Source organism: Burkholderia sp. L27(2015), assembly GCF_009765705.1.
In the GTDB taxonomy this organism is placed as follows: domain Bacteria; phylum Pseudomonadota; class Gammaproteobacteria; order Burkholderiales; family Burkholderiaceae; genus LMUX01.
In genome coordinates this window covers 143,440-157,125 of record NZ_LMUX01000007.1, presented here as the reverse complement: position 1 = coordinate 157,125, position 13,686 = coordinate 143,440, and the positions used below count along the sequence as shown (strand labels likewise).

The window sequence follows — 13,686 nt, the reverse complement described above, 5'->3', positions numbered from 1 at the left end:
ACGGGACTCAGACGATTTCGCTGAACCGAACCGTGACTCGCTTGCTAGCAGTCACGGTTCGGTATCGCGAGTCCGGCTATCGCGCTTCCTGCCAGCCGTTGTCAGTTTTCACCATCCATAGCTCTTCCGTGAATGTGTAACTGATGTCGTCCGAATAAGCCGTCATTTTAGTGTGGACACCAAAGAACTGGTTAGTGACGCTCCGCTGGACCCTTGGGCATTCGCTTACAACATTCTGCAAAAGGTTATATGGGTTGGATTCACGAAGCGCCTGCTGCTGAGCTGTGTACGCATCGCCAGACAGCGCTTTCGCTTGTTCGGAGAAAGTCCCTGCAGTCTGCTGGACTGCTTTGAGCTGCGTTTCGATATCCTGATACTTCGCGTCGTCGGCTTTCCAAGCTTCAACTTGCTTCTTGGTGGCAGACATAGGCGACATGGTGATCGTGTACTTCACGTCGACGCGATAATCAGTATCGTCGAGTTGCCGACCATTCACCTTTGCGAAATCGGTGACCTTGAAGTAATCGCAGTCGCCGAGTCGTGCTTGGATGGCAGCTTTCGCATCGCTTTCCGAAGGGGCACTGTGGCCGCAGGCGGCGAGCGCGGCAGCCATGGAAAAACACAGCGCGATTTTGCCGAGGCGCGTAGGGAATCTATTTTTCATGCTTTTTCCTTTTAAGGTTTATTTGGGCTGATTAAGCGCGATAGAGCGATATACAGCGTGGAGTGAACGGGTCGATGCGAGGGAGCAAACTCGTCCAAACGGAGCCTGAGGTCGTTATTCGCCCAGGCGAGAAGGGTGGTCCAGCGTTATTCGTGTGCGATGGATTGGTATCGTTTCCTCCAATAGAACAGCGTGTATTTGCCTCCGAAGAGCATCGGATGCGGGGATTTGAACAACGGAATTCGGGCAGAAGCCCAGTTACGGAGAGGTGGACAGTTCGCCGAGTTGCCGACGTAAAGTGGCGGCGCGAGCTTGTGAGCAGTGGAGGTGGCGCCGGATATCGGCGACGGTGGCGCGCACCTGGCCGGCGGCAATGTCTTGAGCGAGTCGTGTTATCTCGCGTTGTGCATCGTGCTGCCGATCATGCCGAGTGACTGGCTGACTGGACGTCGGGTTCGCCATGACGCCATCGTTACCCGATGTGGCCGACTCAGGTGTCGACAGCGTGACGGCCTCGACGACTGACGCGTCACGCTCCTGAAACGCCACGAACCAGAACAGGCACGCGACGCCTTCGAGCACGCCCGCAAAGAGCAACCCAGACAGCAGATCCACTCGCGGAGCCGTTACGCCTAGTAACGCAGCAAGTCGTGCGGTGACTGGATCGTCACGTAACGCCTCACGGCTCGACAAAGCCTGATCCATCTGGGCTGACCGCCGATCCGCATCTGCCTCCTGACGCGTGACCTCGCCGGCCTCCGCCGTGAGCGCATCCAACTGAGCACTCAACCGAACCCGAGTCAGATGCAATGCAATACAGTCGGTTTGGCACCGGCGCGCATTGGCAACCGCAAGAGCTGTGACAACGTGGGCTCGCTCCGCTGCGATCACCGTCAGACTGCGCCCCGGTGACGAGACCGCCTGGGTGACGGGGAGCGTCACAGCTTCGGCTCGCCTCTCTCCCGCATGCCGCTGCGACCGCAGGAAGAAGGTCGCATGACCGTAGCACGCCGCAATCAGACATGCCGCCCACAACGTGCCTGCCACGCATCGCACTGACAGAGAGGCCGATCGGCTCAGCGTCGGTATTAAATGCGCACTGGTGACCAGTACGACGCCGATTGCGACCCAAACGACCCGCTCCGCCACCCACCCGCCACGCTGCCACCCGGCCAGCACCGACATGGACAAGGCCGTACTGGTTGCCGCGACCGCGAGGCCCAGTGCCCAACCACGGTGCACACGATGACGTCGCGTCGATGGGATCATGCCGTTGCCATCCGCAGACCTGCCGCTTTGCGCTCCAGTTTGTCTGTGAGGGTGGGCTTGGTGGCCACGGTTGGGGCCGTGTCGCTGCCTGTCGTACCGCGCCCCCCGTCCTCCGGATAGAATTCTTCGGCGACGGCTGCACCTTCTTCGACACTATCCTCGAACGCGCCGTTGGCGAATCCCGTCCGGGCCGCTATATCGAGCGCCGCTTGGTCGAATCCTGCCGCGCGACGGCGCGCGTCCAGCTCACGCGCTTGACCAATGGCCTCTTCAAGCGAACTGCCAGCTCGTACTCCGAGATCGACGTAATAGATCGCCGAGCGAAAGCTCTGTGTGGTCGACTTGCCGCGCAGCTTCAGTTCCAGTGGCAGACAGGCGAGCAGTCCGCCCGATACGGCGTTGAAATAATGCAGCCGGGCCGAGAGGGTTCGGATCGAGTTGTATGAGGTCGTGCGGAAAATGAACGAACCGAGTTCATCTTCTTCCCCGATTGCCACGTTCAGCCGGCCGTAGGGCTTGCAGTGACCCGCTTGGCCGAATGCGCAGCCATCGGGCGATGGGCACGGCAGCGACTCGACGCCTTCATTGCCCACCCGTTTGCAGGTTTCACCGTTGCCGACACACACCGGCCGTCCAGTCTCTCGGTCGAACAGTGAGTACTCAGCGCGCAGGTTGAGATCCGGATCATTGAAGAGAAACCGAATGGGAATCGACCTGAGTTTGCCCGTAGTGGCCTTGCGCAGCGCTTCGTTCAGAGGGTGCAGCATCCACCCGTCACGCCCCTGTACCTGCGTCGTGAGCGTGAATTGATCATCCTTCTCTGGCAACCGCTTGCCGTTTTTCTCGACAATACGACCAATCGAAATTCGCCCGATGACGGGCGGCGTAATAGCTAAACCCTTGAGCATAGGTTCTCCGTTATACGTAAGGTGAATAGGGAAATCAGGTAGAAACAAGGAACCGGCGCGAGCCGGGTTTGGTGATGGCGTACTGCTGCTCAAGTTCAGGGTGATCGGCGAGTAGGCGTTTCAGATCGATGCCGTCCGAGTCCTTGCTGCGTTTGAACGAGATTTCGCCCGTCTCGAACACCGCACGGGACGCGTCGCCCATCGCCTGCTGAAGGGTTTGCTTGAGCGCCGCTTCCTGTTGCACACGCGTGTCGATCGCAGCCCGCACAGCGACCAGGTCGGCAAAGGTCGCTGACAGCCGCCGGTCATCCGAGAAGTCCACCGTGCTGGTGTTACCCGGGTATAGGCAGCGCAAGGCGCGATCGGCCGACTCGGAACCGTCCGAAGGCGGTGGCGTATCACTCGTCACGTACTGCCAGAACTGCGCTTCGAGTGGGATCAGCCGAGCGATCAGTTCGTCGTCGCGCTCGATGCGATGCACGCCCAGTTGCTGACCGCACAGCAGCACCGCGACATCGGCGGCGCGCTTGCCGGTGACGGCGAGCTGGTGCTGAACCTGTAACTGCACGTATTCCGGCACACCGTCGCGCCAGAGCCGCGCGCCAAACTCGCCAGCCGTTTTACATTCAAGGATCTGGACGTCGGGAACCCCGACGATTTCCCGATCCAGATTGGCGAGCATGAACGACACCGTGGGGTGCTGCAGGACCGCATTGATTCGCCGTACCCGGTTGCCGGTCTGCTTGGTGTACGCGGCAGCGACAATCGGCTCCAGCAGCGTGCCCCAGTAAATGGGCTCAGTTGTATCGTCAGGATCGGGGCGTGGTAGATGCGTATCGCGTCCGGTCTTGATCAACCACAGTTCCAGCGGACTCATGTACGGACTTAGGCCCACGGCCGCGGCCGCATCCGAGCCACCAATCCCATTCTTTCTGACCGCCAGCCATTCCTCGCGTGGAAGATCCTTCGTTTCCACGAGACGCAATGCCGGACGGTTCCTGCCACGTCCAGCCGTTTCGGATAGAGACATGCAAACCTCCAGATATAAAAACGCCCGGCGGGGAAAACCCCGACCGGGCATTTATGCCGTAACAACAGGAAGGGGAAGATCATGCGATGAGCTTGATTGCTTCGTCCCATGCCTTTTGCTTGAGCGTGGCGCCAGCTCCAAACCACGCGGCATCGCGCCGGTGGTCATCGCTGCGGGCGCGGCGCTGGTGATCGACGAACTCGGTGACGCTGTTCAACAGCCCCCAGGCGGTACCCGAAGCTGACGCTAGTGTTGCTCCCTTGCCGCGACCAGCAAACAACGCCTGCACGGCCCGGATGGCACTGTCGTTGGCAGTGGCAATCGACCCATCTGTCGTATGGTTCGCCTGATAGGTCAGTACACGCCGGAAGTACGCTTCGCTAGCTTCTGCACTGACCTTGCGTTCCGACAGTGCTTTCATGCGGACCATAAATCCGTCCCAGGAGGAGATGGCGATGCCCAGTTGGCGTTTGACGGCTTGTGCATTGAACTGACTGCGGTGCGGCACCTTGACGGCGCCGGTACTGTCGCCCAGTGCAATCGCCAGGGTGTTGTTGCACACGACACGTACCGAGGTGAATTGGGCTGTGGTGGCGAGCGTGCCATCGCACGCCGTTGCCAAAAGCAGATAGCCGTTCACCTTGTCGCGCCCCTTCAGAGACACGCTTTGACCGGTACGGGCAAGCGCCCAGAGCTTCTTGCCGTCCTTCAATACCCCGGCCGTCTCCAATTCGAAACCGCCGACTTCCGTCAAATCCCGATAAAACTCCAGAATCTCGGCGGGCTGAACGACCTGATAGCGGCTGGATACGACCGACAGGGGAGCCTTCGTGTCCGAGCGATACAGCACCATCTGTTCGGGGAAGGCGTGGATGGAACCCAAACCCGTGGCGCCCGCAACAAAGCGGACTTCGGATTCCTCGATCTTCCAATTCATGCCGGCTTGTTCGGCCCAGACTTCCAGCGGTTGATGGGGGGCAAGGTGGTTGCCCAGGCCGTGCCAGGGTGTTTCGTCAACGTAGGCCATGGTTTGGACGAGATGCATCGTGAACTCCTGTAAAAGGGCGAGCGCATAAAGCCCGGCCGAAGCCGGGCAGGGGACGCGCGATAAGTGGAATGAGGTGAGAGGTGAGGCGGAACGGGGAACTACGATCAAACGAAGCAGTGCGGCGGCTCAGTTGTAATCAGCGCTTTGGTTTGCCGAAGGTGTGATGACAGGCGAGGCAGCGGTAGTTGTCGAGAACGTTATCATCGACCACTTCGCCAAGAGAGGAGCCGGCGACGCAGCCTACGACGCCACTGGCAAAGGCGCCGACAATAGCGCCAGCGACGCTACCGCAAACCAATCCGAAGGGGCCGGCAATTAAACCGACCGCCGCGCCCACTTCGGCGCCAGACACGATCATTGCGACACCGCTTGTAATACCAACGGCAGTACCGATGGTGCCGCCGATTTTACGTGCATGGTTTCGCGTGTCGATTTGCTCGGATTGGCATTTGGGGCATTGGATCGACACGGGGTGATGCGTTGGCGGCCATGATTGAGGAAAGGGTATATCCATAGTCAATGCGACGGGGCCAAGTGCCCAGCCTTTCCTTTTAGGTTATCGATACGTTTACTGACGCCAACGGTAAAAATAACGGCGATGACAAAGACGATGGCGAATGCGGCTAGGTACTCGAGAGGGGAGTTGGTTGGTATCACGGTAGGTTCCAGGGGGTGCACGGAGGGGGCAATTGATCACTTCGGTCGATTGAGCGCTAGCATTCCGCTAGTCTCTATACGGTGATATAGAGCTGAGATTTTTATCAATCGGATTGACGAACCGCGTTGCGTCGGCGCGTGTAAGACTCGGCTATCTCCGCTTGCTTTATGGCGAAGCGACACACGTGCTGTTGCAAGATCCGCGCTTTTCGTTACAATCGTTCGCGATCACCAAGCGTCCGAGGGACATGACACGGGCCACAGCCTGCCCCGGTCACTATGATGCCGACGCACGGTCACCGCGAAGGCGTACATAACAAGAAGAGCAACGGGGGCGGTTTGACGATTCAGACACTTTCAGGGCCGCAGTTCGCCACCGCGTACTGCCAGCGACCGAACCAGCTTGCCTGGCTCCTTGGCGCAGGCGCTTCAGCGTCTGCCGGGATACCCACCGGGTACGCGATGATCACCGACTTCAAAAAACGGCTGTTTTGTCAGTTGTCGGGGATGAAGTTGCGGGAGGTCGATGCGAACGACCCGCTGTGGATCGCGCGGATCGACATCTTCCTGAGCACGCGCTCGGTGCTGCCACCGCCCAACGATCCGACCGAATACGCAGCCGCGTTCGAAGCGGTCTACCCGACGCCCGAGGCACGGCGCAACTACATCGAGGACGCGATCAAGAAGGGCACGCCGTCCTTTGCGCATCGCGTGCTTGCGTCGCTCATTACCACCAGACGCGTGCCCTGCGTGTTCACGACCAACTTCGATCCGCTTGTCGAAACGGGGGCGACGGTGACCGACCAGTTGATGTCCGCGAGCGAGCGTGCGTACCTCACTGTCGCCGCGCTCGACAACGCAGAGCGGGCGGAGCGCTGCCTGCGGGAGTCGAGCTGGCCTCTTTTGGCGAAGGTCCACGGCGATTTCCAGTCCCTTCACTTGAAAAACACCAACGAAGAGCTGCAATCCCAGGATACGCAGATACGATCGGTCCTGACCGGCGCATGCGGTCGCTTCGGCTTGGTCGTCGTGGGGTACAGCGGGCGCGACGCTTCGGTCATGGAGGCGTTGACCGAAGCGCTGTCGCAGCCCAACGCGTTCCCGAGCGGAATCTACTGGGTTGCGCGTTCGGCGCGGTCGGTTCTTCCGGCGGTGACCGCGTTCTTGGAAGCAGCGAGCGCGGCTGGGATCAGCGTCACAATCGTCGAATCGCAAACGTTCGACGAGTTGGCCGCCGACATTGCCGACGGCATTGACCTCCCGAAACCGCTGCTGGACCACGTGCTTCAATCGCGTCCCGCCGAGGTGCTGCGCAGCGTACCGCTTCCGACACGGGAAAGCCGACCGTTTCCCGTCTTGCAATGCTCGGCGATCCCGGTGCTGTCGATGCCCAAAGTGGCTCGACGCATCGCCATCAACACGCCCGTCACCACCGCGCGCGTTCGAGAGCTCCTCAAGGAGGCCGAGGTGTGGGCGGTCGCGGCCAGCAACGGACGTGAGATCGCAGCATTTGGTCCGGACGAGGGACTCTTGCGTGCGTTCGAGCCGGTGGGCGGTCAGTTGGCCGGCACCGTGGAGCTTCACCCGGAGCGCGACAGTTGGGCGCTGGGCCTGCTGTACGACGCGTTGACCCGCGCCGTTTGCCGGAATCAGCCGCTTTTCGCGCGTATGCGGCGTGCAGGTCACTACGTGCTTGCCGCACAAGGATCGCCCAAGGAAAGCAGGGAGGCTTCCGAGCGGCGCAACGCGCGACTGCTGAAGCTCAAGCAGGCATATTCAGCCGCCTTGTTCGGGACGGTGCCGAAGCAAGGCTTTCTGTTCAATGAAGGCGTTCAGCTCCGGCTCGAGCGGGCGGCGGACCGCTGGTGGTGCGCTTTTGAGCCGACGACCCACGTAGACGTGCCATGGCCCGACAAAGCCGAGCCGGGCGCGGACGATGACACATCCGAGCCCCAACCCGGGCCGGTGCGACGGGGCGATCCGGTCATCGACTGGCGCCGCGAACTGTGGGCGAACCGGTACAACAATGTGTGGGCCAGGATCGTCGCCGCCTGGGCGACCATGCTGGCCGGCGAAGAAAACGGGACCTTGCGTGCAATGGGAACGCCTGGCGAGGCTGGTGTCGATGCGGTGTTCCAAGTCTCGCCCGTGACGGCGTGGAGTCGTCCGAGCCATGACCACGACTACTTCTCACGGGGGGGACGATGAGCACGGATTACAATGCGTCGAAGTTGCCGCCGTTCTCGTTGCTGGAGGAGCCACAGTTGACGTTCAGCTCAGACGACAAGTCGCTGGACGCGAACCCGTTGCGAGGTCTCGTTCGCTTTGGCGCGTACAACAGCGCGAGTTTTCCCTTGTACACGCCGCAGTTGCGGGTGGCGACGCTGGGTCCAGCAGCGGGCCGCAAGGGTGTCGCCGGTCTCGTCGAAACGCTGCGCTCCAGCCACGCCCCGAGGGATCGTCTCGATTACGTTCCAGAGTTCCCGAGTTTTGAGAGGCTGTTCGGCGTACCGCTCGTGGCCTCGCCGATCAGCGCGGCCCACATTAAGTGGCCCGACGACCTTGCGTCGTTGGGGCAGGGCGGTGCGCCGCACTTGCGGGTGCTCAGCGCGCTGCGCGACGGCATGGATCGGCTGTCGTTGGTGAGGGACCAATTCGACGTGGTGCTGGTACACCTGCCGGACGCATGGGAGGTCGGATTTCGAGCGCCCGGCTTCGACGCGCACGATTCTCTCAAAGCGTTGGGTGCGACGTACGGCATACCGACGCAGGTCGTGAACGACCGGGCGTTCACCTTCGGCTTCAAGGCATCGTTGGCGTGGCGACTGTCGATCGCGCTGTATGTCAAAGCCGGGGGCGTCCCGTGGAAGCTCGCACCTCTGCCCGGTGTGCCCGACGGAACAGCCTACATCGGCCTCGCGTATGCGTTGCGCGGCGATCCCAAGGACGCGCACTACGTGACCTGCTGCTCGCAGGTCTTCGACGCCGACGGTGGGGGCATGCAGTTCGTCGCGTTCGAGGCGCGCGACCCGGTGAAGGACGTTGATGAGGCACGGCGCAACCCGTTCCTGACTCGCACGGACATGCGGGCGGTACTGGCTCGAAGCCTTAGCCTCTACCAAAGCCGCAACGGGGGCCTGCTGCCGCGTCGCCTTGTCGTCCACAAAACGACGTCGTTCAAGCCGGAGGAGCTTGAGGGGGCCCTGGATGCATTGTCATCGGTGCCGGAGGTGGAGTGCGTCGAGATCGGTGGTAGCCAGAGCTGGCGCGGTGTGTGGTTGAAGGAGAGCCGGGTGGCCGGCAAGAAGAGCGAGCCGGACGGCTATCCCGTCCCGCGTGGAACAGTGCTGCTTCGTTCCGGCACGTCAGCGCTGCTGTGGGCCGCTGGCAACGCGCCGAAAGCGTCATTGAAAGCCGACTACTATCAAGGGAAGAAGAGCATTCCCCGACCGATCAATATCGTTCGGCACGCGGGGGTTGGTCCGCTCGAGCTGACCGCGCTCGAAGCTTTGGCATTGACGAAAATGGATTGGAACAATGATGCACTGTACGACCCGGTGCCGGTGACGATCCGGTATTCGCAGCGCCTCGCCCGAACCATTGCGAATGTCCCTGACCTTCCGGGCAATGCGTACGCCTACCGACTGTTTATGTGAGCCACGGAAACGTCATGACCATCGTACAGACAACAGCGAAGCGCGGCGATTTCAACCCAGATTGGCCGGTGCCGGATGAATACTTGCTCGAACTCGGACGCATGGTCTGCGTGTGGGGCTCCCTTGAGTCCATGTTGGTGGCCGCGATAAGCAAGCTGGCCGGATTCGATTCGGCCGTCGATCTTCGTGCGTTGACCATGATGGCCCACTCGACGTTTCAGCAGCGCGTTGACGTGGTGAGTGCACTGTGCGGGCTGCTTGTGGACCAGGTGCCGCACCTCAAGGACTATGAGGCCGTGATCAAGAGGATCCGGGCGGCGCAGGGCGGCCGCAACAAGTACGCGCACAATGCCATGTCCCTCGACGAGAACAATGAGGTGCACATTGCTTTCCTGTCCGCCCGAGGTGCGATCAAAACGACCGTCGAGCAAGTGCGGATCAACGAGATCAAGGAAGTCACGGCGAAGATCCACGACGCCTTGTGCGCCTTGCAGACGTTGATCACCAACAAAGAGACCAAGCCCATGTGGGCTCGCTAGGGCTGCATAGGAGGTCGCCGCTCCTCTTCATCGTCAGGACGAGCGATGGCGAGGCGGGAGTCGGGCACACGCGGTCGTTGGACCAGGAACATTTTGAAGTGGCCGAGAGCGGACGTCTAGGTCCGCCGGATAGGTGGCAGTCCATGTCGCCGGCGGCCGTAAGCTACGGGAGACTAAGAAATGGGTTGGCATGTAACGGCAAGGCTAGCATGGCACAACGACGGTTGGAACGGTCATGTGTGCAGCGCTCCGCAGAAGAACACGTACTGCGTAGGTGCGCACTCGTACCCTGGCGACATGATTGCGGAACGCCGCGATCTGGCATGGGAACAGTCCTGTGCGGGTAAGGCTTGCTCTGCCTTGGACAAGATGCCCCCCTGCATGTACAGCATTAATGCCTTTGGTGCGAAGGCATTGACCGCTTTCGCCGACCCGCCCGTCTTCTTCAACAAGGAGAGCAAGCGGCGCGACTGGGAGCTGCCGCCTGCGACGGTCTGTGTTTGGCCTTACGAGGAGATGTATCGGGACGAAGTTCGTGAGGGTAACTACTACGATGCACGCGCCCGGAAGAAGTATGCTGACGAGTTCTTCTCAAAGATCGAAGAGAACTCGAGCCTTGTCTTCTACTACTCGAATTACTCCAATCCGTTCAGTACGGCTGAGGATCCTCGTTACGCACTGGTAGGCCTGTCCAGGGTGGTAGACGTAGGAGGGGAGCTGTTCTACGACGGCTGCGACGAACGCACCATGGACCGGTATGGTGGCTATGTTTGGGACCGCAACATCACCTCAGCCTACCCGGAGCAGGGACTGCGGTTGCCGTATCACCTCTACAAGGATGACCCTCGTATCGAGCGTTTCGCAGTCTTTCCTGACAACCCGCTCTTGTGTAAATACGGCTCAAAGTTGCTCACCGACGATGACGCCCTTGGACTCGTCGAGCAGTTCCACCAGGCGGTGCTCGTCCTGATTGAGCTTGGCGACACCAGCGAGAACTGGGAGGCTAGGCGGAAGTGGCTTGAAGGCGTCATCAGCGAGCTGTGGCAAAGGCGTGGGGCGTACCCCGGTATGGCCGAGATCTGTGTCTACCTGAAGCTGCAAGAGGCGATTCCGTACCTTAAGAGCCAAGTCGCGCTAGGACAGGAGATCAAGGCCGTCGAGGCGATCTGGTCGCTCCTGGAAGGCAAATCTCAGACGCTTGGAGCGAAGGCGCTTGGTAACGGGGGAGTTGATGCCGCAAGACGATCCTGGAGGCTTCTGGAGGCCGACAGTCAGACCCTATTGAAGGTCGTGCTGGCTCGACTCGATATCGATGCCGACACGATCACGAGAGTCATTGAGGGGCCCTACTATCCGCACGGTCTCTACGCGAAGACCGTTGACATTGTCGCGAACCCCTACTTGTTGTCAGAGCAATATGTCGGGCTCAACCCGGATGATCGAATCACTTGGGGCAAGCTGGATCGCGCGGCGATCCCATCACCAGAGTTAGGCGTTACCGAACTTGCGGGACACGACTCACCACAGCGACTAAGAGCATTGGCCGTCGAATGTTTATCCCGTGTCAGCGGACACACGTTCGTCGAGGAGGGTGAGCTCGTCGCACTTGTGAACCGGCGTCTGCAGAGTGTTCCTGAGTGGAAGCAGGTTCAGTTCCGTGCGAAATATTTCGAGGTCGATGAGACCGAATACTCCGATGCCTTGTACTTCCGAAGTGAAGATGAAGGCAACTACGTGTACCTGCGACATCATCAGCAAGCAGAACAGCGTATTGAGCGGGACATTAAGCTGCTGATCCAGCGCCCGGATATCGCTCTGCGCGTCCCCATGACTGATGAGAACTGGCGCGACTTCCTATACAAGGCTGACAGTCCACTCGCAGTGCGGGCGAAGAAGGAATACGACGAAGCCATCAAGACACAAGTGACGACCTGCGCGCAGGTGTTTCGCCGTGGATTCTCCGTGCTTTGCGGTGCAGCAGGGACAGGCAAGACTACGGTGCTTGCATCAATAGTGAAGGCGATCCGCAAGATCGATGGCATCGGCGCGTCGGTCATCGCGCTAGCACCCACAGGCAAAGCCGCCGACCGAGCCCGCGATGTGTTCGAGCAAGATAACGAGCTCGGTGGCGCAGTGGAGACGGCGACAATTCACTCGTTTCTTGCCAAGCGTGGTTGGCTCAATGACAACCTGACCTTTAAGCGGATCGGAGGCGAACAGGAAACCGAGCGCCAAACGATCATCATCGACGAGTGTTCGATGATGGACCTGCAGCTATTCGCGACGCTGTTCATGGCAATTAAGTGGTCGACGGTCAAGCGGTTGATTCTGGTAGGAGATCCAAACCAACTCCCGCCGATTGGAACGGGTCGGGTCTTCGCGGACGTTGTGCACTATTGCCGAACCAATGCCCCGGGGTCTATCTCCGAACTGACCGCGAACCTTCGGCAGATGGAGAGTCGCGCGCAGGGCAAGGGGACCGGGATCATCGATCTGGCGAGTCTTTACAGACAATCCGGTGTTGCCGATGAGAAGGATGAGGACAAAGAGACGGCCGTCGAAGATTTGCTTCGGCGAGTTCAGGCCTCGGGCGACGTTGACAAAGACCTGAGAGTTCTCTACTGGCAGGAGCCGGAAGACCTGTCGGCGCTATTGTTGGAGCGGATGAGGGCGGACATGGCAGAGGACGTTGGTATCGATTCCTCCTCGGTCCCGTTCTTTGAGCTATGGGATAAGGCTTACGACTGGCGTCCAGAGTACGCGCAGGTCTTGAGTCCTTATCGTGGTGAGCTCTATGGCATTGAAGCGCTAAACCTAGCCGTTCAGTTGCACAAGAGCGGAGATTTGATCAAGCGGAAGGGCACACTGGATGGCATTGCGCTGTTCGACAAGGTAATTCAGATTCGAAACCGGACGTTATCTGATCCTATATTTGGGTATGACCTTCGCACGCAACGCATTGGCCAGTGCGATGTTTTCAACGGGGAGCTGGGCTTCGTCGGACCTCACGGGTACGACAAGGCTGAGTGGAAGAATTGGAATTTCCGACTGGAGCGTTTTGCAGTCAAGTTCTCGCGCAAGGGGGACATACGGATTAACTACGGGACCGATCTAGGCAAGGACGCGCGCGGTCGTTACCTTCCCGCACAGCGAGTGGAGGAGAACCTTGAGCTCGGATACGCGATCTCTGTTCACAAAGCTCAGGGAAGCGAGTTCGACCGCATCTACGTGGTCATTCCCGCCTCGAAGCGTCAGCTACTGAGTCAGGAACTGCTCTACACTGCTCTCACGCGGGGCAAGCGCCACTGCACGCTACTGATTCAAGGTGACGCGGGGGCGCTCATCGACATGCGGCGCCGAGAGCGATGCTGGCTAAGTCGGATTAACTCATCGCTATTGGGCTGGCACGTCGCACCAGCTCAGCTTCTCAAGCTGGAGGGTTGGTACGAAGCAGGTAAGGTCCATGAGGCTCTGTCACATGACATGGTCCGGAGCAAGTCAGAGGTGATCATTGCGAACATGCTTCACGAGCGAGACATCACCTTCTTCTACGAAAAGCCGCTCTTCGCTCCGGACGGAACCATGTACCTCCCCGACTTTACTGTGGTGTGGCAAGGCGAGGAGATCTACTGGGAGCACGTCGGGCGACTGAACGATCCAATCTACGTTGAAAAGTGGACTGCGAAGCGCGCTTGGTACGAGAAGTTCTTCCCGGGCAAACTCAGAATCACGTATGAGAAGAACCCGGGCAATGCGCCGGCGGCACCGAAGGCTCCCCTCGATGTGAGCCTTCAGGCTGACGCGATCATCGGGACACTGTGAGTTCGGCTGAGATCAACGCAGAGCTCCCAGGCCAAGCGGTCAATGTCCCCTGTTCAGGTCTAGGTGCTTCTGGGGGGGCGATCGTTTTCAAGT

Annotated in this window: 10 protein-coding genes; 4 read left to right on the top strand and 6 right to left on the bottom strand. The window is 59.9% G+C overall.

Annotation, left to right across the window (positions count from 1 at the left end; genetic code table 11):
• Nucleotides 1-76: 76 nt before the first annotated feature.
• The 6 genes from GSQ77_RS02535 to GSQ77_RS02510 form a co-directional block, all read right to left on the bottom strand.
• On the bottom strand, nt 77-664 hold the full coding sequence (locus tag GSQ77_RS02535) for a hypothetical protein (protein WP_158898721.1): 588 nt from the start codon (nt 662-664) through the stop codon (nt 77-79).
• Nucleotides 665-922: 258 nt separating this feature from the next.
• Nucleotides 923-1,933 (bottom strand): hypothetical protein, encoded by a 1,011-nt coding sequence (locus tag GSQ77_RS02530; RefSeq protein ID WP_158898719.1) that lies wholly within the window; start codon nt 1,931-1,933, stop codon nt 923-925.
• Nucleotides 1,930-2,841: a phage capsid protein gene (locus GSQ77_RS02525; RefSeq protein ID WP_158898888.1), complete on the bottom strand. Its 912-nt coding sequence runs from the start codon at nt 2,839-2,841 to the stop codon at nt 1,930-1,932. The genes GSQ77_RS02530 and GSQ77_RS02525 overlap by 4 nt, the downstream gene beginning before the upstream one ends.
• Before the next feature lie 34 nt (nt 2,842-2,875).
• Complete coding sequence (locus GSQ77_RS02520) at nt 2,876-3,871, bottom strand: YqaJ viral recombinase family protein (RefSeq protein WP_158898717.1); 996 nt, start codon at nt 3,869-3,871, stop codon at nt 2,876-2,878.
• Between the two features lie 79 nt (nt 3,872-3,950).
• Nucleotides 3,951-4,916 (bottom strand): DUF932 domain-containing protein, encoded by a 966-nt coding sequence (locus GSQ77_RS02515; protein ID WP_158898715.1) that lies wholly within the window; start codon nt 4,914-4,916, stop codon nt 3,951-3,953.
• A gap of 139 nt (nt 4,917-5,055) precedes the next feature.
• Nucleotides 5,056-5,433: a hypothetical protein gene (locus tag GSQ77_RS02510; RefSeq protein WP_158898713.1), complete on the bottom strand. Its 378-nt coding sequence runs from the start codon at nt 5,431-5,433 to the stop codon at nt 5,056-5,058.
• Nucleotides 5,434-5,855: 422 nt separating this feature from the next.
• On the opposite strand from GSQ77_RS02510, the gene GSQ77_RS02505 reads away from it, so the two are divergent.
• From GSQ77_RS02505 to GSQ77_RS02490, 4 genes are all read left to right on the top strand, one after another.
• On the top strand, nt 5,856-7,784 hold the full coding sequence (locus GSQ77_RS02505) for an SIR2 family protein (RefSeq protein WP_254067409.1): 1,929 nt from the start codon (nt 5,856-5,858) through the stop codon (nt 7,782-7,784).
• The gene (locus GSQ77_RS02500) at nt 7,781-9,232 is read left to right on the top strand and encodes a nuclease PIN (RefSeq protein ID WP_158898709.1); all 1,452 of its coding nucleotides are present in this window, start codon (nt 7,781-7,783) and stop codon (nt 9,230-9,232) included. Before GSQ77_RS02505 ends, GSQ77_RS02500 begins: the two co-directional genes overlap by 4 nt.
• A gap of 14 nt (nt 9,233-9,246) precedes the next feature.
• Nucleotides 9,247-9,771 carry a hypothetical protein gene (locus tag GSQ77_RS02495; protein WP_158898707.1) on the top strand — a complete coding sequence of 175 codons (525 nt, stop codon included), beginning with the start codon at nt 9,247-9,249 and terminating at the stop codon, nt 9,769-9,771.
• A 381-nt stretch (nt 9,772-10,152) separates the two neighbouring features.
• On the top strand, nt 10,153-13,593 hold the full coding sequence (locus GSQ77_RS02490; RefSeq protein ID WP_216854839.1) for an AAA family ATPase: 3,441 nt from the start codon (nt 10,153-10,155) through the stop codon (nt 13,591-13,593).
• Nucleotides 13,594-13,686: the final 93 nt, after the last annotated feature.

Excerpts from the sequence above, each read along its gene's own strand:
- GSQ77_RS02535 (WP_158898721.1), bottom strand. The coding sequence starts at position 664 with ATGAAAAATAGATTCCCTACGCGCCTCGGCAAAATCGCGCTGTGTTTT.
- GSQ77_RS02530 (WP_158898719.1), bottom strand. The coding sequence starts at position 1,933 with ATGATCCCATCGACGCGACGTCATCGTGTGCACCGTGGTTGGGCACTG.
- GSQ77_RS02525 (WP_158898888.1), bottom strand. The coding sequence starts at position 2,841 with ATGCTCAAGGGTTTAGCTATTACGCCGCCCGTCATCGGGCGAATTTCG.
- GSQ77_RS02520 (WP_158898717.1), bottom strand. The coding sequence starts at position 3,871 with ATGTCTCTATCCGAAACGGCTGGACGTGGCAGGAACCGTCCGGCATTG.
- GSQ77_RS02515 (WP_158898715.1), bottom strand. The coding sequence starts at position 4,916 with ATGCATCTCGTCCAAACCATGGCCTACGTTGACGAAACACCCTGGCAC.
- GSQ77_RS02510 (WP_158898713.1), bottom strand. The coding sequence starts at position 5,433 with ATGGATATACCCTTTCCTCAATCATGGCCGCCAACGCATCACCCCGTG.
- GSQ77_RS02505 (WP_254067409.1), top strand. The coding sequence starts at position 5,856 with ATGATGCCGACGCACGGTCACCGCGAAGGCGTACATAACAAGAAGAGC.
- GSQ77_RS02500 (WP_158898709.1), top strand. The coding sequence starts at position 7,781 with ATGAGCACGGATTACAATGCGTCGAAGTTGCCGCCGTTCTCGTTGCTG.
- GSQ77_RS02495 (WP_158898707.1), top strand. The coding sequence starts at position 9,247 with ATGACCATCGTACAGACAACAGCGAAGCGCGGCGATTTCAACCCAGAT.
- GSQ77_RS02490 (WP_216854839.1), top strand. The coding sequence starts at position 10,153 with ATGTACAGCATTAATGCCTTTGGTGCGAAGGCATTGACCGCTTTCGCC.